The sequence below is a fragment of the Phenylobacterium sp. genome (assembly GCF_035944335.1).
Taxonomy (GTDB): Bacteria; Pseudomonadota; Alphaproteobacteria; order Caulobacterales; family Caulobacteraceae; genus Phenylobacterium.
Window position 1 is genome coordinate 67,650 of record NZ_DASZBG010000004.1, and the last position, 17,434, is coordinate 85,083.

The following is a 17,434-nucleotide window of genomic DNA, read 5'->3' on the forward strand; positions in this document are numbered from 1 at the left end:
GAAGCCCTCCCGCGCGTCGTTCGATCTTTGTAGGGTGATCTTAGCGACCGGAACCGGGCAGGGGATAGATGACGTGGCGGAAGCGAAGCGATTGGCGGGCAAGGCGACCGGACCGCTCTCTGGAATCCGCATCCTCGACCTGACCAGCGTGGTCAACGGCGCCTACGGCACCCAGCTGCTGGCCGACCAGGGCGCCGACGTGATCAAGCTGGAAGACCCCGGCGGCAATCGCGGCGACGGCGGTGACATCATGCGCTGGGCCGGCCACGTGCCGGAGGGCGCGCCCCGCGACCTCGGCCCCATCTTCCTGACCATCAACCGCAACAAGCGCTCCATCGTGCTCGACATGAAGTCCGACAGCGCCAAGCGGGCGATCCGGCGGCTGATCAAGACCTGCGACGTGTTCGCGGCCTCGGTGCGCTACGAGGGCTTGAAGCGGCTAGGACTGGCCTATGAGGACGTCGCCGCGATCCGGCCCGACATCGTCTATGTGCACGCCGCCGGCTACGGCTCGGACGGGCCCTATGCGGGGGAGCCGGCCTATGACGACCTGATCCAGTCGGCCTCCGGCTGCGCCGATCTGTTGTCGCGCGTCGACGGCAACCCGACGCCGCGCATCCTGCCGACGCTGGTCGCCGACAAGGTCTCGGGCCTGTTCTTCAGCCAGGCGGTGACGGCGGCCCTGCTGCACCGGGCGCGCACCGGCGAAGGCCAGTTCGTCGAGGTGCCGATGCTGGAGTGCGTGACCAGCTTCCTGCTGGTCGAGCACATGTACGACCAGACCTACGATCCGCCCACCGGCCAGTGGGGCTACATCCGGGTGGTCAATCCCAACCGTAAGCCGTTCAAGACCAAGGATGGCCACATCGGGCTCCTGCCCTACACCGACAAGCAGTGGGACCAGTTCTTCGAGGCCGCCGGCATGGGCGGGACCATCGCCCAGGACCCGCGGTTTTCCGACTACTTCACCCGCATGAAGCACATCAGCGAGCTCTACGGCCTGGTGGAGCAGGCGGCCGCCACCAAGACCACCCAGGAGTGGCTCGACGTACTGAAGCCCCTGTCGATCCCCGTGGTGAAGACCAACCGGCTGGACGACCTGCCGGACGATCCGCACCTCAAGGCCGTGGACTTCTTCCAGACCTATGAGCACCCCGAGCTCGGCCGCTACCGCGCCATGCGCCCGCCCGTGAAGTTCTCCAAGACGCCGGCCAATATCCGCCGCCACCCGCCGCGCATGGGCGAACACACCGACGAGGTGCTCGCCGAGGTTAGCGAGGGCGAGGAGGCCTAAGCGCCATGCGCGTCCTGGTGATGGGCTCGGCCGGATCGGGGAAGTCCACCTTCGCCCGCCGGCTCGCCGAGCGGGTGGGCATGGCGCGCATCGAGCAGGACGCGCTCAACTGGGACCCCGGCTGGAGGAACCTCAGCCAGGTCGATCCGGCGGAGCTTCGCAGGCGCGCGAGCCTGGCCCTGGCGGCGGATGAATGGGCCTGCGAGGGCAACTACACCGCGATCCGCGACATCGTGGTGGGTCGCGCCACCCATCTGGTCTGGCTCGACTACCCGCGGCCGGTGATCATGCGCCGGGTCATCTGGCGCTCCTTCGTGCGGGCCCTGGAGAACAAGGAGCTATGGCCCGGCACCGGCAACCGGGAGGAATTCCACCGCTGGCTGGACCCGGAGCATCCGATCCGCTGGGCGTGGGATACCTATCATCGCCACCGTGCGGAATATGAGGCGGTGCTGGCCGATCCCTCGACCGCGCACCTGGCGAAATACCGCCTGCGCCATCCGCGCGAGGCGGCGCCCATGCTGGCGGCCCTGGCCGCAGACGCGGCCTCTTCCCGTTTGGCGGGAGCGGCTTAGACTGTGGTTCGAACGAACGGCCTTCAGAGCCGGGGTTGGGAGGATATTTCGATGCGCATCCGGGCGACATTTTTCGCCGCATCCGCCGCCACGCTGCTGATCGCCGCGCCGGCCTGGGCCCAGGGCCCCAAGACCGCCTATCACGCCCCGCACAACGCTTTGGGCCAGCCGGACCTTTCCGGCGTCTGGACCAACGCCACCATCACGCCGCTCACCCGGCCTCAGAAGTTCGGCGCCCGGAATGTGCTGACCCAGGACGAGGCGGCCGCCGCCGAGGCCGCCACCCAGGCGCAGATCAAGCGCGCCGATACGCCCACAGATCCGAACCTGAAGGTCACCGAGCTGAAGAACGCCGACTGCGGCCCGGACGGCATCTCCGGCTTCAACTGCGGCTACAACCAGGGCTGGAAGGATCCCGGCACCAAGGTCGTCGACATCAACGGCGAGAAACGCGCCTCGATCATCATCTCGCCGGCCGACGGCCGCTTTCCGCCCATGACCCCGGACGCGCAGGCCAAGCTGCGCGAGCGGATGGCGAAGATGCGCTCGGGCGGATTCTACGACGGGCCGGAAGCCCGCGCCGCGGGCGAGCGCTGCCTGGTCGGCTTCGGCTCCACCGGCGGGCCGCCGATGCTGCCGGTGATGTACAACAACAACTACCAGATCGTGCAGACCAAGGACGAGGTGATCATCGTGGTCGAGATGGACCACGACGTGCGTCACATCCGGCTGAACGGGACCCACGTGCCGTCGAACATCCGCCAGTGGCTGGGCGACTCGATCGGCCACTTCGAGGGGGACACCCTGGTAGTCGAGACCGTCGGCATGCGGCCGGAGGAAGGCATGCGTGGCGGCATCTCGGACAGGGCCAAGGTGACCGAATGGTTCACCCGTATCGCGCCGAACAAGATCGACTACCGCTTCAAGCTGGAAGACCCGCAGACCTACACCGCGCCGCTCGTCGGCGAGTTGGCGCTGAATCCGTCCAAAGGCCAGCTCTATGAGTACGCTTGCCACGAGGGCAACTACGCCATGACCGGCATGCTGGCCGGCGCGCGGGCGGCCGAGAAGGAAGGCCGCCCCTACGACATCGGCGGCGGCCCGGGCGGCGAGGGGAACTAGGCCGGCGCGAACACCGGGGCGGGCGGGCCTCCCTCCGTCGGCTGGAAGCGCACCTTCACGCGCAGGCCGATCGACAGGCCGTCCGGCGCCACGTCCACGAAATTGGTGAGCACCGCCGGCCCCTCGTCGAGGGTCACATAGCCGATGGCGTAGGGGCCGCTCGGCGAGCGGTGCATCACGGAGTAGGTGTAGATCACCCCCTCGCCGGGGCTCTCCTCCCAGACGGTCTTCTCGGAATTGCAGAACGGGCAGTAGGTGCGCGGATACCAGTGGGCCTTGCCGCAGGCCTCGCAGCGCTTGATCAGGAAGCGCCCCTCGGCGGCCGCGTCCCAGAAGGGCTTGGTCTCGACGCTGACGGCCGGGGCCGGGATCGGCCGGGTCATGATGGCGGGCCTGGTTTCGGTCTCGGACATTCTCAAGCCTCCCGTTCCAGAACCACGGTCGCCGAGCCGTGGCGCGTGCCGAGCGAGCCGCCGGTGCCGTGCGCGATGGCGAGGTCGCAGTTCGCCACCTGCACCTTCGGATGGGCCTCGCCGCGCAGCTGGCGCACCGCCTCGATCACCTTGGTGATGCCGCCGCGGTTGGTGGGGTGGTTGTTGCACAGGCCGCCGCCGTCGGTGTTGAAGGGCAGCTTGCCGACGCCGGAGATCAGGTTGCCGTCGGCCACGAACTTGCCGCCCTGGCCCTTCTCGCAGAATCCCAGGTCCTCGATCTGCATCAGCACGGTGATGGTGAAGCTGTCGTAGATCGAGGCGTATTTGATGTCCGCGGGTTTCACCCCGGCCTCATCGAAGGCGCGCGGGCCGGACCAGACGGCGCCGGAATAGGTGAGGTCGAGGTCCTGGCCGCCGAGCGGGGCCTTGGGCGCCTCGCCCGCGCCGATGATCTTCACCTTCGGCCGCTTCAGGCTCCTGGCGACCTCGGGACTGGTGACGAGCAGCGCGCCGCCGCCGTCGGTGACCACGCAGCAGTCCAGCAAGTGCAGCGGGTCGGCGATCATGCGGGAGTTCACCACCTGCTCGACGGTGACCACGTCCTTGAGGAAGGCGTGCTCGTTCCACTGGGCGTGGTGGGAGGCCGCGACCTTGATCCAGGCCAACTGCTCCGACGTGGTGCCGTATTCGTACATGTGGCGCATGGCGCACATGCCGTAGGTGTTGTGGGTCGAGCCGCCGTAGATGTTCTCGAAGCCGGCCTCGGGCGGACCGTCGGTCAGGCCGCCTCCGCCGCCGCCGGCGCCCATCCGCGCGCCCGGCCGGTTGCCGCCGTGGCGGGGTCGACCGGCCAGCGTGATGAGCGCCACGCTGCACTTGCCCGCAGCGATCGCCTGGGCCGCATGGCCCACGTGGACGATGTAGGAGGAGCCGCCGGTCTCGGTGGAGTCCATGTGGCGGACGTTCTTCAGGCCCATGTAGTCGATCATCGACATGGCGCCGAACCCCGGCGCGTCGCCGGCGCAGAAATAGCCGTCCACCTGGTCCTTGGAGAGGCCGGCGTCGGCCAGCGCGCCCAGCGCGCATTCCATGTGCAGCTGCGGGGTCGAGGTGTCCGGGGCGTCGCGGAGCGGATGCTCGTACGCCCCCATGATGTAGGCCTTGCCCTTGATGCTCATCGTGCTCCCCGGCAATGGATCAGAAGAATGGCTTGGGCCGGCGCCCTTGGAAAAATGCGGTCGCCACTGTCCCCATCGCGACGCGGCTCCGCAAGCCCTTGCCTTGCCGCCTCTTGCCTTCCCCTGCGTCGGGTCCCCACCTGCGCGGTGGCGGGCCGCCACGAAGGACATCCTCGACCATGATGCAAGGCAACCAGGCCGCGGAGTTCACCCAGCGCCAGCAGGGCATGTTGCCGGGCGAACTGGCGCTCGAGTGGGAGGAGGTCGCCCAGGGCCGCGCGGTCGGCCGCTTCACGGCGAGCCGCAAGCACATGGCCCCCAACGGCTTCCTGCACGCCGCCTCGGTCATCTGCCTGGTCGACAGCGCCTGCGGCTATGCCTGCGTGGCGAGCCTGCCGGAGGGCGCGACCGGTTTCACCACCATCGAGCTGAAGACCAACTTCCTGGGCACGGCGCGGGAGGGCGAAACCGTCGCCTGCACAGCCCGCCTCGTGCACGGCGGGCGCATGACCCAGGTCTGGGACGCCGAGGCGGTCAACGAAACCACCGGCAAGACCATGGCCCTGTTCCGCTGCACCCAGATGGTGCTCTACCCGCGCTGACCGGATCTGCCTGCGCCGATCCGGCTCTTGCATCGGCGGGGCCCATTGACTAGGTTCCGCCGCTCACTCGGCAGGCCCTCATCGACGAGCGCCCTGCACCGGTCCGGAGAGGTGGCTGAGTGGTTGAAAGCACCGCACTCGAAATGCGACATACTCGCAAGGGTATCGAGGGTTCGAATCCCTCCCTCTCCGCCACCCTTCGCCCAGCCGCACCGCAGGACTAGCCGCGCGCCCAGCCGCGACGCAGGATGACCTTCGACGCTTCAGCGAAGAAGGGCGAGCGCGATGTTCGAAGCCACGTACGAGACCCTCCTCTGCGACGTCCCCCGCCAGGGCGTGGCCCGGATCACCCTCAACCGGCCGCAGGCGATGAACGCCTATTCCTTTCGGATGACGCAGGAACTGCAGGCGGCGATCGTGGCGTTCCGGGACGACGATGGCCTGCGGGCGCTGTTGATCACCGGCGCCGGCGAGCGGGCGTTCTGCACCGGCGGCGACATCGGCGGCGCCGATCCCGAGCATTCGCGCGCGGTGGCGGCCTCGCCCATGGGCCACGGGCGCGAGATGCGCGACGGCATGCAGGCGGTGGTGCTGGCGCTGCGCCGGCTCGACAAGCCGTCGGTGGCGATGATCCGCGGCTATGCGGTGGCCGGCGGTTTGGCGTTGGCGCTGGCCTGCGACATGCGCGTGGCCGCAGCCTCGGCCAAGCTCGGCGACACCTCGAACAAGGTGGGCCTGCTGCCGGACGAGGGCGGCGCCTGGCTGTTCCCGCGGGCCATGGGCCTGGACCGCGCGCTGAAGATGAGCCTGCTGCACGAGATCTACGACGCGGAGACCGCCGAGCGGCTGGGCCTGGTCACCGAGGTGGTCGCCGACGCCGAACTGGAGGCGCGGACCCTGCTGCTCTGCGAGACCCTGGCGGCCAAGGCCCCGCTGGCCGTGCGGCTGACCAAGATGATGATGGCCAAGGCCATGGAGACCGGCCTGGAGGCCTCGATGGTCGATGCTCAGGTGGCGGTGATGGTCACCAATCCCAGCGCCGACGTCCGCGAAGGGATTGCGGCCTTCCGCGCGAAGCGCGCGCCGAAGTTCGAGGGGCGGTAGGGGCTAGGGCTCCAGGCCGATCACCCGGCCGGGCATGCCGGCGGCGTCGAAATAGGTCTTGCCGGCCGCGGTCTGGGCGTTGAGCACGGTGATGAAACCGTTGGTCGCCGGCTCGGAGCGCAGCACCACGCGCCGCGCCGCCGGCGGCGCTGCGCCGTCCGCCAGGGCTTCTTCCATGACCCGGCCCGTCAGCTTGCCGCGCGGCGCCATGTCGAGGCCGAGGATGCGCGCCAGCGTGGGCGCCCAGTCGGCGTTGCTGACCGGCGCCGGGTCGACGAAACCCTTGCGGAAATCGGGGCCGGTGGCGGCCATGAAGTTGTGGGTGTCCTGGCGGCCGAAGGAGCCGTGGGTCCCCTGGCCCTGCTGCTGGGCGCTGTCGCCGAACTCGGCGCCGCACAGCTCCGGATCCGCGCAGCCGGTCGCGAAGCTCGCGAAGCTGATGGCGATGTCCGGCGCCGGCGTGCGCGCCGAGCCCGCCAGCCCCACCGCGCTGGTCGGCAGGGTCCCCGGGATCGGCCCGAGGCCGTCGCGGACGAACAGGCCGCCGGTGTAGTCCTCCTCGGTGAGCACCTGCACGATGCGCGCGGCGAGCGCGCCGGCGTCGGGACCCGGCAGATAGATCAGGTTGGAGCCGCCGTTGGGCGCGACCACCACGTCGGGATGTTTCGGGTCGGCGCCGAGCAGAGCGCCGCCCCTGGGATGGAAACCGTCGGCGACCTCCACCGGCAGACCGGCAGCGTCGTGCAGCGGCAGCTTGAGCGCCTTGGCGAGGTCGATGGCGAGGAAGCCCGGCGGGATGAAGCCCGGCTTCACGTCCCGATAGGTGGTCCGCGCCGAGGCGCTGGTTCGGCTCTCCCGCGACATCACCGAGAAGCCGTGGTCGGCGGTGACCACGATGTCGGTGTCGGCCGCGAGGCCCAGCCGCGCCACCGCCTCGCGCAGCGCCTGCAGGTCGTTCGACGCGTTGCGGATGGCGGCCAGGCTGGTGGGGCCGTTGATGCCGGGCGTGAGTGTGTTGAGGCTGTCGCCCTGATCGTGCTGGCTGCCGTCGGGATCGCGCGACCAGAACACCAGCACGAAGGGCTTACCCTGCGCCTTGAAGCGCGGCAGCAGCACCTTGGCGGCGACGCTCACGAACCAGTTCTGTTGCTCGACATTGGCCACCAGGACGCCGGGCATGTTGTAGGCCCCGCCGCCGCCGTTGAGGCCCCGATCGGGCGCCTGGGTCGGCAGGCCGGCGGCCTTGATCGCCGCGACGATGGCCGGCGGCAAGGCGACGCCCTCGCCGGTGTTCCAGCCCGTCGCGTCGTCGATGACGATGCCGGCCGTGCCGTCGCGGCTGGTCACGTCCTGGACGCCGACCGGGCCCAGCTTGCCGAGCACGGCGGTGGCGTAACCCTTGGCGCGGGCGGCCTGCAACAGACTCACCTCGCCGAGATAGTCGCCGTCGTAGCGCTGGTTCAGCATCCCCTGGACGATGTCGTCCTCGATGGGGGCCAGTACCGACGAGACCGGCGCCGCGAGGGGCGTGGTCACATAGATGGTGTTGCCGAAATCGCCGGTGTCGCCGAGCAGGTGGCCGGTGGCGATGGCCGAGGCGTTGGGCGTGGTCACCGTCGGATAGAGCGAGTGGCTGTTCTGGAAATCGACGCCCTCGGCGCGCACCGCGGCGATGGCCGGCGCGGTTTCCGGCGTCACAATGTGCGCGCGCAGGCCGTCGGCCACGAACAGGATCAGGTTGTGCGGGCGGGCGGCGGCCGCGGGGCCGGCGAGCGAGAGGGCGGAAAGGGCGAGCGCGAACAGGCGGCGAAGGGGCAAGGCGATCTCACATGGTCGGCAGGCGCCGCACCATGGCGCAGGATCGTGACAGTTCGAAAGCAGCCGCTAGCCGCAGTCCCCGTGCGTCCCCCTGGCCAACAGCTCGGCCCGATGCGCCCGCAGGTCCGCGCCGTTGCGGGCCGCCGGATAGGGCTCATTGCCCCGCAGACCGCGCCAGAGCGCCCGGTTGTAGGCGGCGGTGTCCAGCCGGTCCTCGGCGCCGAAGTCCTGGCCCTTCATGGCCGCGGTCCACCAGGCCGCGTCGTGGGTCGGCCGTGCGAGACAAGCCTCGCGAGCCGGCGGCAGCGGCAGCCGGGTGGTGCGCAGCACGGCCGGGACGCGGGCCTCGAAGCGCCAGTCGCCGGAGCCCTTGATGTCGAACGCCTCGGCCATGGGTTCGGCCATGGCGTCGTTCAGGCCGAGCGGCGCTGTCCCCAGCACCGCCTCCATGGTGCGGATCAGGTTGACGGTGGTGTAGCGGGCGCTGATCACCGCGCCGTGCTTCACGTAGGCGCCGGCGACGAAGGCGACCGAGCGGTGCGCCTCCACGTGGTCGGGTCCGTCCTGGGCGTCGTCCTCGACCACAAAGATCAGGGTGTCCCTGGCGATCGGGCTCTTGGAGATCTTCTCCACCAGCATGCCCACCGCGTAGTCGTTGTCGGCGACCTCGGTCTCCACCGTGTTCACGCCATCTATGGCCTGGCCGAAGGATCCAGTGTGGTCGTGCGGGAAGCGCACCAGCATCAGGTTGGGCGCCTTCCCGGCGGTCATGAAGCCATCGAACTCGCGTTCCCATTCGCGGTAGCGCCAGAAGTCCGGGAAGGCCTGGTCGAAGGCGCGGAAATAGGGGTCGCTGATCGCCAGCAGCGAGCGGTTGGCGGCGTAGTAGACCGTGCGCTTGGACTTCCAGGGCTCGCGGTCGAGCGGCAGCTGGGCGGCGCCGGCGTCCTTGTCGTAGCGGACGAGGTCGCCATAGAAGCCCCAGTTGCGGACCGACAGCCCGGCCCGCAGCGCCCCGTCCCAGATGTAGCCGGCGCCGGCCGCGCCATCCGGTCCATCGGGCGCGGCGACGTCGACGGCGCCGGGCAGCACATTGGCGTCGTTCGGCGTCGACGGGTTGGCCGCCCGGCGCTGGGCGAGGGTGGCCAGGGCCACGTTGACGTTGCGGTTGGCGCCTTCCTGATCGTACTGCAGGCCGCGCTGGGCGTAGTTCACCGGCGCCTCGCGCTCGGTCCAGTCATTGGTGCGCGCCGCGGTGGTCCAGTTCCAGCCGGTGTTGCTGCTCTCGCCACTATCGAAGAAGCGGTCGAGGTCGACGAACTCGCGGGCGATGGCGTGCTGGTTGGGGGTGATGGCGCGCCCGAAGATCGCCAGCTTCGGATCGCCGTCGCCGACCTCGAGGTCGCCCAGGATCTGATCGTAGGTGCGGTTCTCCTTCACGATGTAGATCACGTGATGGATGTGCTGGCGCAGGAAGGCCATCACGGCTTCGCCCTTGTCGGCCTCGCGGGCGCCGGGGAAGCGGTCGTTCCGGGCGACCTGGCGGGTCAGTCGGCCAAGCTCCGCCGGGCTCGGCGTGGGCAGGGTCAGGAAGCCCGCCTTCTCCAGCTGCCAGACGTACTGGTTGCGCGCGCCGCAGGCGTATCGGTTGTCCTTCGCCGTCGAGAGGTTGTTGCGGCAGCCGGTGGGATTGGGCCCGGCGTTGGACTTGCCGTTGACCACATAGAGTTGCCCTCCGTCCGGGCGGATGGCGACGCCCGTCGGGTACCAGCCGGTGGGGATCAGGCCGACGACCTCGGAGCGGGTGGCGGGCTTGGCGGCGTCGTCATCGCCGTCGCCGCCGCGGTGGGTGGGCGGCTTGCGGCCCGGCGCGCGCTCGGCCAGGGCGGCCGCCCGGGGCGACAGGCGCACGACGGCCACGGCGTTCTCGCCGCCGTTGGTGACCAAGAGGGTGCGGGCGTCGGCCGACAGGGCCAGGCTGTTGGATCCGGCCCCGCCGAGATGGCCTATGCGGGCGCGCAGCACCGGCGGCGCGGCGGTCGGGATCTCCTCGATCACCCGGTCGCTCATCGGGTCGATCACCGCGACGGCGTCGGTGTTGTCGAGCGCCGCATAGAGCCGCAGCGACCTGCCGCTGGCCAGCAGGAACACTGGCTGGCCGCGGGTGTGGATGCGGGCCCGGACGGCGAGGCCTTTGCGGGAGACGCCAAGCGCGATGATCTCGCGGTCGCGCTCGCTGGCCACATAGGCCTTGCGGTTGGAGACCCAGGACACGGCGCGCGGATAGGTCCCGCCGGCCGCGCCCTTGCCCGGCCGCAGGTCGAGCTCGGAGATGGCCCCCGACGCCAGATCGATCAGGCTGACGGAATCGTTCTGGATATTGGCGACCAGCAGCCGCTTGCCGTCCGGGCTGACCGCCAGGCCCGCGGCCTGGGGTTTGACCAACAGACCCAGGCCGATCTTGTGGCCGAGCGCGAAGCTGCGCCCGGACTTGAAGCCGCTTGAGCCGCCGGTGAACTCCAGGACATTGTCGTCCATGCCGCCGGAAACGAAGAAGCGGTCCCCGGCCGGCGCCCAGCCGATGCCGAGGAAGGTGTTGGCGACCTGGATCACCTGCCGCTTGGCGGGCGCCGCGCCGCTCACGTCATAGACGAAGACATATTCGCTCGACTGGGCGGGAATGGCCTTGCCGTCGGGACCGAGGTTGCGGTTGAAGCCGGAGGTGAGGATCAGCAGGGTCTTGCCGTCCGGTGACAGCGCCACGGCCGAGGCCTGGCCGGCGGTGAAGCCCGGCAGGCTCGGCAGGTCGGGGTTCAGCGCCTGGAACAGCGCGCCCGCCGCGGCGGAGGGCGTGATCGCAAAGCCCGTGGGCGTCGGCTCGCCTGCCTGGAGGCCCTGGCCTTGGGCCACGCCGGCGCAGGCCACGATTCCGGCCGCCATGGCCGCCGCCCAACCCAACCGCCGCATCGCGATACTCCCCATCCCGCTGAGCGGTGAAGCTAGCCCGAATAGACGACAATCGTGCAAGCTCTGATGCAGGATCGGGAGGCGGGCGCGATGACGGACGTGGTGGTGGTGGGCGCCGGCAATGCGGCCTTCGCGGCGGCGCTCGCCGCGGGCGAGCGAGGCTGCGCCGTCACCGTGCTGGAACGCGCGCCCGCGGCGCTGTCGGGCGGCAACACCCGCTTCACCGCCGGCGCCATGCGCTTCGCCTACGACGGCGTGGACGACCTGCGCCGCCTGATGCCCGACCTGACCGACCAGGAAGTCGCCGCCACCGACTTCGGCGCCTATACGCAAACCCAGTTCTTCGAGGACATGGGCCGGGTCACCGAGTACCGCACCGACCCGGACCTCTGCGAACTGCTGGTCACCCGCTCTCAGCCGACGATGCAGTGGATGGCGCAGATGGGCCACCGCTTCGCGCCCATCTGGGGACGCCAGGCCTTCAAGGTGGATGGCCGCTTCAAGTTCTGGGGCGGGCTGACGGTGGAGGCCGTGGGCGGCGGGCCGGGTCTTGTGGAGGGCTGGACGCGCATCGCAGCCGGACGAGGGCTGGAGGTGCTCTACGGCGCGCGGGCGATCTCGCTGATCGCCGATGACGGCGGCGTCCACGGGGTGCGCGTGAAGCAGGACGGCCGCACGCGCGACATCGCCGCCAAGGCGGTGGTGCTGGCGGCGGGCGGCTTCCAGGCCAACACCGAATGGCGCACCCGCTACCTGGGCCCCGGCTGGGACCTCGCGAAGGTGCGCGGCACGCGGTTCAACACCGGCGACGGCCTGCGCATGGCGCTCGACATCGGGGCCATGCCGACCGGCAACTGGTCCGGCTGCCATGCGGTGGGATGGGAGCGCAACGCCCCGGAGTTCGGCGACCTGGCTGTCGGCGACGGCTTCCAGAAGCACTCCTATCCGTTCGGGGTGATGCTCAACGCCAGGGGGGAGCGGTTCGTCGATGAGGGGGCGGACTTCCGCAACTACACCTATGCCCGCTACGGCCGCGAGATCCTCAGGCAGCCGCGCCAGTTCGCCTGGCAGGTGTTCGACGCCAAAGTGGCCCACCTGCTGCGTGACGAGTACCGGATCAAGCAGGTGACCAAGGTGACCGCCCAGACGCTGGAGGCGCTGGTGGCCAAGCTGGAAGACGTCGACCCGGCGCAGGCGCTGGCCACGCTTGAGGCCTACAACGCCGCGATCCGCACCGACATCGCCTTCGATCCCAATGTGAAGGACGGCCGGCGCACGGAGGGCCTGGAGATTCCCAAGTCGAACTGGGCCAACACCCTCGATGAACCGCCCTTCGAGGCCTACGCGGTCACCTGCGGCATCACCTTCACCTTCGGCGGGCTGCGGATCGCAACCGACGCCCAGGTTCTGGACGTCGACCTCGCGCCCATCCCCGGCCTCTACGCCGCCGGCGAGATGGTGGGCGGCCTGTTCTACGAGAACTATCCGGGGGGCGCGGGCCTGATGGCCGGGGCGGTGTTCGGCCGGATCGCGGGCGACAGCGCCGGGCGGGCTGTGCGGGCTTAAGGCTTGGCGGGCGGCTCGGGTTGCGGCTCGTCGCTCTCGTAGCGGATCGGGATTCGGACAGCTCCGCCCACCACGGGCAGTCCGTCGTTGCTCCAAGTGCTGAGGCGGAACTTGGCGGCGAGCGCTACGGCCGCAGCCCCGAAGCCCCTTCCGGACGGCGCCTCGGAGTCTGGCTTGCAGTCAGAGACGTAGCCGCCCTGCTGGACGACGCAGCTCAGCATTACGCGAACCGTGCCGACGTTCTTGGGCGTGTGGGCGAAGGCCGTCTGGACGTCCTCGAAGACCGGGAGCCCCTTCCATTGCGGCTTGCCGACGGCGGCCCGCCCTGGCGCGAGCATGTCGGAATCGAAGGTGAAGGGCAGCTGTACGCTGGCTCCCTTCAACCCCTTGCCGTCTCCGAGTTCGGTCGGAGCTCGAAACAGCGGCGCCAGCTTGCGCGCCGCGGCCGCAAAGCCCATTCCGCGCGGCTCTTCGGCGATCACGTCGCAGTTGGTCAGCCGACCGTCACTGACAAAGCTGCAGTAGAGAGTGGCGCGGCCGGCCGTCTTGGTGGCCCTGGCCTTGACGGGATAGGCGGCGGTCACGTCGGCGTAGGCCGGGGCTGCAAGCCAGACAAGGGTTGGAAGCACCGTCTTGCGCGCGCCGAACCCACCGTCGCTTCCGGGGGCGCTCTTCTCCCAGTTGATCGGAATCCGCACAGCCGAGACAACTGGCTTTCCTTCGCGCATCGCCGGCTTCATGAGAAATTGCGGCGTCAGCGCGATCGCCGCCGAGCCGAAGCCGACGCCTGGCGGGCTCTCGCGCTGCACATAGCAGTCGAACAGCACGCCCTGGGTGCTCGCGAGGCAGCTGATCAGGGCGCGGCCCGCTAGGCCCTCGCGCAACGCTTCGACCGGATAGACCGCCAGCAGGTCGCTGGCGGTGGGTTTGCGTAACCAATCCGCGGGCTTCTCGAAACGATATGTGTCCATCTCGATCAGGACCTGCCCATCCGCGGGCTGTCCCGCGTGGATCGCAGGCTTCACGCGGTATTGCGGGGCGACCTCGAGCAGCACGGGGCCGAGGCCCGAGTTGGTCGGCGTGTCGACGACGATCTGGCAGTCGGAGACCGCGGCCGCGGCGTTCACCTTGCAACGGGCCACCGCTCTGGCCTCCACATTGCGCGACTGCGGGTGGTGGGCGAACGCGCCTTCCCGGGCCTCGGGTGACGCCCCTCCGATGACCTCGGCGGGGATGTCTGGGTTCACGGCCGCGGCGGCCGCGCCGCTCGCGAGGACCAACAGGAGGCCGGTGAACAGGAGAGGGCGCATCGCCAGGTCCGTTCTCAAGGTCAGGGTCGCGAACTCTCCCATCGGCGGAGATTTAGTCAAGCTTTGCCACAAAGACATCGAATTGTCAGACTGATGACAGTATATAACGAACTCGTCATCGTTAGCGGCGAGATGACGCATTAATATATCACCGATCCTCGGCCATTTATCTGGCCATGGACCTGAACATCTTCTCAAAAGCTTCGCTTGTTCATCTCATAAAGCAGCGCTTGGACCGCTTCGGCGGCGCGGGCGTCATCGCGCTGAGCTTCGGGCTGGCCGTGGTGTCGCTGGGCATCGCCGACGCCGCCGTGCAGACGGGATTCGCCGCGCCCCCGCTGTCGGCCGAGAACGTGCGACTCACCGCCGTCGAAGCCCCGCCCGCCGTGCCGGCGCCGGCGGCCGAACCCGATTCCGGTCCGGCCTGGGTGGGCCGCGACATCGACGGCGACGGCGCGCCCGACTTCGCCAATCCGACCGGCGAGGCGCCCCGCGGCCACGACGCCTTCGGCGACGGCTTCTTCCACGCCCGCCGCGATGGCGGTTCGCGGCCTCATGAAGGCGTCGACTACGATTCGCGCGCCGGCCAGGCGGTCGTGGCCCCGATCTCGGGCTATGTGTCGCACATCGGCTACGCCTACCCCGGCGATGCGCGCTTCAAGTACGTCGAGATCGAGAACCCGGCCCTGCGCCTGGAGGCGCGGGTGTTCTACGTCGATCCGCAGGTTGGCGTCGGCGACAGCGTGGCGCTCGGCCGCCCGATCGGCACGGCCCACAGCCTGCAGGCCCGTTACGGCGGCATCACCGATCACATCCATCTCGAGCTGGTGGAGGGCGGCCGCAAGATCGACGCCCAGACCATGATCCTCGCCCGCGCCGGCGGGGCGGGCGTCATGAGCGGCATGAACTAGGGCGCGGGAAAAAAGAAAGCCCCGCGCGATGGCGGGGCTTTCGAACTGTCGTCGAACTATCTCGTTCCGACCGAAGCCGGAGGTCGCCGCCTACAGGGCTCTGCGACCGACGAGGGCGTGGTAGATGAACAGCACGACCACGGCGCCGACGATGGCGACGAGGATCGAATAGATGTTCAGGCCCGTGACGCCGGCGGCGCCGAAGCGGGTGAACAGGAAGCCGCCGACGAACGCGCCGACGACACCGAGGACGAGATCGAGCAACAGATTGCCACCCGTCCTGTTCACAAGCTTGCTGGCGATGAAGCCGGCGATGAGGCCCAGAACGATCCAGGCAAGAACTGACATAGCGTTTTCTCCAGGCTGCCGGCTTTGTGAGAAGCGGCCGGCGAGTGCCCGAAAAAAGCCAGACGAGCCGCTTAGGTTCCGAACGTCGTTTTGGCCGAGCGACGATCGCGGCAAGCAACCTTAGCCATGGCGGAGGGTTCTATCCGCCGAGCGTGTGCCCGCAAACCGAAGGAGAACTCCCCCTTGCGCAACAAGTTGATCGCCTCTGCGTCCCTGGTCCTGGCCACGCTCAGCGTCGCCGCGGCGCCGCTGAGCGCAAGCGCCCAACCGCACCGCCATCGCGTGCAGGTCTGCGGCGCGAGCCAGCACGCCAAGAATACCGGCACGGTGGTCGGCGCGGTGACCGGCGGCCTGCTGGGCAACGCCGTCAGCCACGGGGGCGGCAAGACCGGCGGCACCCTGATCGGAGCCGGCGTCGGCGCGGTGGCGGGCCACCAGATCGCCCGCAGCAACGGCAGCACCCACTGCCACTACGAGTGGCGCAGGGACTAGGCGCGCAACGAGGCTAGCGCCCCGGGGAGCTAGCGGCCCGGGCCCATGCACAGCCAGCGGCTGCGGTGGAAGTTCTCCGGATTGTCCACCCATCCGCTGACGCGCGGATTCACCAGCGCGCGGGTCACCGTATAGGCGACTGGGATCATGGCCGCGTCATCGAGCATGGTCTGTTCGGCGCGCGCCAGGATCTGGCCGCGCCGCGCGGCGTCCGGCTCCTTGTCGGCGGCCGCCAACAGGGCGTCGTAGGCCGGGTTCTTGTAGTCGCCGTAGTTCTGCGCGCCGGTGTCGGACTTCAAGAGGCCCAGGAAGGTCAGCGGGTCGTTGAAGTCAGCGTACCAGGCCATGTAGCCCACCTGATAATCACGGTCGGCGTAGGCGGCGAAGGCCACGGGCCCGTCGTTCTGCACGATGGAGACCTCGACGCCGACGGCGCGCCAGTCGGCCTGGATCGCCTCGGTGAGCAACAGGCTCTCGCTGTTGGTGGTGGTCTTGATCTCGATCTTTAGCGGGTGCGCCGCCGTGAAGCCGGCCTGGGCCAGCAAGGCGCGGGCCTCGATCTGGCGCTGGGCGAACGGCTCGGCGGCCCATCTCAGCCCGACGCCGAAGGGATAGTTGGCCGTGCCCGGCGGCACGAAGGCGTAGGCCGGCTGCTGGCCCGCCCGCATCAGCTTGGCGGTCATGAACTCCCGGTCGACGGCTTCCGACAGGGCCCGGCGCACGCGCAGGTCCTGGAAAGGCTTCACGCCGCGGGTGTTGAGCGACAGGTAGCTGGTGGCCAGCGCGGTATGGGTGTGGACGTAGCGCGGCATCACCGTCTTCAGCCGGTCGATACGGTTGGACTGGAAGGTGTTGGTGGCGTCCAGTTCGCCGCTCTGCACGCGCCGTTCGCCGGAGATGGCGTCGGGCGTCTGGAAATAGTCGACCCGATCCAGACAGACGTGGGCGGCGTCATGGAACTGCGGGTTCTTGGTGATCTCGATGTGGTCGCCCAGGCGCCAGGAGACCAGCTTGAAAGGGCCGTTCGAGACGTAGTGCCCGGGCGCGACCCAGTTGTCGCCGTACCGCTCCACCACATGTCTGGGCACGGGATAGAAGCTCTGGTGCTTGGTCAGCTCCAGCAGGTAGGGCGCCGGGTGCTCGAGGGTCAGTTGCAGGGTGTAGGGGTCGAGCGCCCTGGCCCCCAGGCTGGACGCCGGCGCGCGGCCCTCGCTGACCGCCGCGCCGCCTTTGATGACATAGACCAGGTAGGCGTAGATCGAGGCGATTTTCGGATCGAGCACGCGTTGCAGGCCGTAGACATAGTCGTCGGCCGTCACCGGCGTCCCGTCGGACCAGCGCGCGCCGTGGCGCAGGTGGAAGGTCCAGACCAGGCCGTCGGGGCTGGTTTCCCAGGCGGTGGCGCCGCCCGCGATCGGGCTGCCGTCGGCGGCTTCGGTGGTCAGGCCCTCCATCAGGTCGCCAATCACCCAGGCCTCCTCGACCAGGTTGGCGCGGTGCGGATCGAGCGTGGCGGGCTCGGCGTCGAGGCCGAACTCGAAGCATTGGGCGCCGGCCGGACAGGCCGGGCGGTGCGGCTTGTCCTGGCAGCCGGCGAGCATCAGGGCCGAGAGCGCGGGGACGAGGGCGATCAGGTATCGGCGCAAGTCAGGGACCTCAGCACGAGGCCCTCATCCCTCCACGCGAAACCGGCGATGTCGAGGCAGGTCGTCG

General features: G+C 69.5%; 15 protein-coding genes and 1 tRNA gene. 9 read left to right on the forward strand and 7 right to left on the reverse strand.

Features of this window, described 5'->3' with window-relative positions; all coding sequences use genetic code 11:
- The first annotated feature begins 73 nt into the window (after nt 1-73).
- Genes VGT80_RS00660 through VGT80_RS00670 form a run of 3 tightly spaced genes read left to right on the forward strand, consistent with a single transcriptional unit; the run spans nt 74 to nt 2,991 of the window.
- Nucleotides 74-1,294, forward strand: a complete 1,221-nt coding sequence (locus tag VGT80_RS00660) for a CoA transferase (RefSeq protein WP_327451986.1) — start codon at nt 74-76, stop codon at nt 1,292-1,294.
- A gap of 5 nt (nt 1,295-1,299) precedes the next feature.
- Nucleotides 1,300-1,869: an AAA family ATPase gene (locus tag VGT80_RS00665; protein WP_327451988.1), complete on the forward strand. Its 570-nt coding sequence runs from the start codon at nt 1,300-1,302 to the stop codon at nt 1,867-1,869.
- A gap of 51 nt (nt 1,870-1,920) precedes the next feature.
- Nucleotides 1,921-2,991, forward strand: coding sequence for a hypothetical protein (locus tag VGT80_RS00670; protein WP_327451990.1), 1,071 nt, complete (start codon nt 1,921-1,923; stop codon nt 2,989-2,991).
- Here VGT80_RS00670 and VGT80_RS00675 read toward each other — a convergent pair.
- Nucleotides 2,988-3,404 (reverse strand): Zn-ribbon domain-containing OB-fold protein, encoded by a 417-nt coding sequence (locus VGT80_RS00675; protein WP_327451992.1) that lies wholly within the window; start codon nt 3,402-3,404, stop codon nt 2,988-2,990. The genes VGT80_RS00670 and VGT80_RS00675 overlap by 4 nt on opposite strands.
- A gap of 2 nt (nt 3,405-3,406) precedes the next feature.
- Nucleotides 3,407-4,603: a thiolase domain-containing protein gene (locus VGT80_RS00680; protein WP_327451993.1), complete on the reverse strand. Its 1,197-nt coding sequence runs from the start codon at nt 4,601-4,603 to the stop codon at nt 3,407-3,409.
- 179 nt (nt 4,604-4,782) lie between these two features.
- On the opposite strand from VGT80_RS00680, the gene VGT80_RS00685 reads away from it, so the two are divergent.
- From VGT80_RS00685 to VGT80_RS00695, 3 genes are all read left to right on the forward strand, one after another.
- Entirely contained in the window at nt 4,783-5,205 is a 423-nt protein-coding gene (locus VGT80_RS00685) for a PaaI family thioesterase (RefSeq protein ID WP_327451994.1), read from the forward strand.
- 105 nt (nt 5,206-5,310) lie between these two features.
- Nucleotides 5,311-5,400 (forward strand) — tRNA-Ser (locus VGT80_RS00690).
- A gap of 90 nt (nt 5,401-5,490) precedes the next feature.
- A complete protein-coding gene (locus VGT80_RS00695) occupies nt 5,491-6,309 on the forward strand; it encodes an enoyl-CoA hydratase/isomerase family protein (RefSeq protein WP_327451995.1) in 819 nt (272 codons plus the stop codon).
- A gap of 3 nt (nt 6,310-6,312) precedes the next feature.
- Here the strand turns inward: VGT80_RS00695 and VGT80_RS00700 are convergent, their stop codons facing one another.
- Together VGT80_RS00700 and VGT80_RS00705 are read right to left on the reverse strand one after the other, a co-directional pair.
- The gene (locus VGT80_RS00700) at nt 6,313-8,127 is read right to left on the reverse strand and encodes an alkaline phosphatase family protein (RefSeq protein ID WP_327451996.1); all 1,815 of its coding nucleotides are present in this window, start codon (nt 8,125-8,127) and stop codon (nt 6,313-6,315) included.
- A 66-nt stretch (nt 8,128-8,193) separates the two neighbouring features.
- Nucleotides 8,194-11,094: a hypothetical protein gene (locus VGT80_RS00705; RefSeq protein WP_327451997.1), complete on the reverse strand. Its 2,901-nt coding sequence runs from the start codon at nt 11,092-11,094 to the stop codon at nt 8,194-8,196.
- 54 nt (nt 11,095-11,148) lie between these two features.
- On the opposite strand from VGT80_RS00705, the gene tcuA reads away from it, so the two are divergent.
- The gene (gene tcuA / locus VGT80_RS00710; RefSeq protein ID WP_327451999.1) at nt 11,149-12,660 is read left to right on the forward strand and encodes an FAD-dependent tricarballylate dehydrogenase TcuA; all 1,512 of its coding nucleotides are present in this window, start codon (nt 11,149-11,151) and stop codon (nt 12,658-12,660) included.
- Here the strand turns inward: tcuA and VGT80_RS00715 are convergent.
- Complete coding sequence (locus tag VGT80_RS00715) at nt 12,657-14,111, reverse strand: energy transducer TonB (protein ID WP_327452000.1); 1,455 nt, start codon at nt 14,109-14,111, stop codon at nt 12,657-12,659. The two genes, tcuA and VGT80_RS00715, sit on opposite strands and share 4 nt — an antisense overlap.
- 89 nt (nt 14,112-14,200) lie before the next feature.
- Between VGT80_RS00715 and VGT80_RS00720 the strand changes: the two genes are divergently transcribed.
- A complete protein-coding gene (locus tag VGT80_RS00720) occupies nt 14,201-14,881 on the forward strand; it encodes a peptidoglycan DD-metalloendopeptidase family protein (RefSeq protein WP_327452002.1) in 681 nt (226 codons plus the stop codon).
- 90 nt (nt 14,882-14,971) lie between these two features.
- Here the strand turns inward: VGT80_RS00720 and VGT80_RS00725 are convergent, their stop codons facing one another.
- The gene (locus tag VGT80_RS00725; protein ID WP_327452003.1) at nt 14,972-15,229 is read right to left on the reverse strand and encodes a GlsB/YeaQ/YmgE family stress response membrane protein; all 258 of its coding nucleotides are present in this window, start codon (nt 15,227-15,229) and stop codon (nt 14,972-14,974) included.
- 183 nt (nt 15,230-15,412) lie between these two features.
- On the opposite strand from VGT80_RS00725, the gene VGT80_RS00730 reads away from it, so the two are divergent.
- Entirely contained in the window at nt 15,413-15,721 is a 309-nt protein-coding gene (locus VGT80_RS00730; RefSeq protein WP_327452004.1) for a glycine zipper 2TM domain-containing protein, read from the forward strand.
- Between the two features lie 29 nt (nt 15,722-15,750).
- Here VGT80_RS00730 and VGT80_RS00735 read toward each other — a convergent pair whose 3' ends face one another.
- A complete protein-coding gene (locus tag VGT80_RS00735; RefSeq protein WP_327452006.1) occupies nt 15,751-17,367 on the reverse strand; it encodes a peptide ABC transporter substrate-binding protein in 1,617 nt (538 codons plus the stop codon).
- Nucleotides 17,368-17,434 lie beyond the last annotated feature (67 nt).

Excerpts from the sequence above, each read along its gene's own strand:
- VGT80_RS00695 (WP_327451995.1), top strand. The coding sequence starts at position 5,491 with ATGTTCGAAGCCACGTACGAGACCCTCCTCTGCGACGTCCCCCGCCAG.
- VGT80_RS00675 (WP_327451992.1), bottom strand. The coding sequence starts at position 3,404 with ATGTCCGAGACCGAAACCAGGCCCGCCATCATGACCCGGCCGATCCCG.
- VGT80_RS00680 (WP_327451993.1), bottom strand. The coding sequence starts at position 4,603 with ATGAGCATCAAGGGCAAGGCCTACATCATGGGGGCGTACGAGCATCCG.
- VGT80_RS00715 (WP_327452000.1), bottom strand. The coding sequence starts at position 14,111 with ATGCGTCATCTCGCCGCTAACGATGACGAGTTCGTTATATACTGTCAT.
- VGT80_RS00670 (WP_327451990.1), top strand. The coding sequence starts at position 1,921 with ATGCGCATCCGGGCGACATTTTTCGCCGCATCCGCCGCCACGCTGCTG.
- VGT80_RS00725 (WP_327452003.1), bottom strand. The coding sequence starts at position 15,229 with ATGTCAGTTCTTGCCTGGATCGTTCTGGGCCTCATCGCCGGCTTCATC.
- VGT80_RS00685 (WP_327451994.1), top strand. The coding sequence starts at position 4,783 with ATGATGCAAGGCAACCAGGCCGCGGAGTTCACCCAGCGCCAGCAGGGC.
- VGT80_RS00665 (WP_327451988.1), top strand. The coding sequence starts at position 1,300 with ATGCGCGTCCTGGTGATGGGCTCGGCCGGATCGGGGAAGTCCACCTTC.
- VGT80_RS00705 (WP_327451997.1), bottom strand. The coding sequence starts at position 11,094 with ATGCGGCGGTTGGGTTGGGCGGCGGCCATGGCGGCCGGAATCGTGGCC.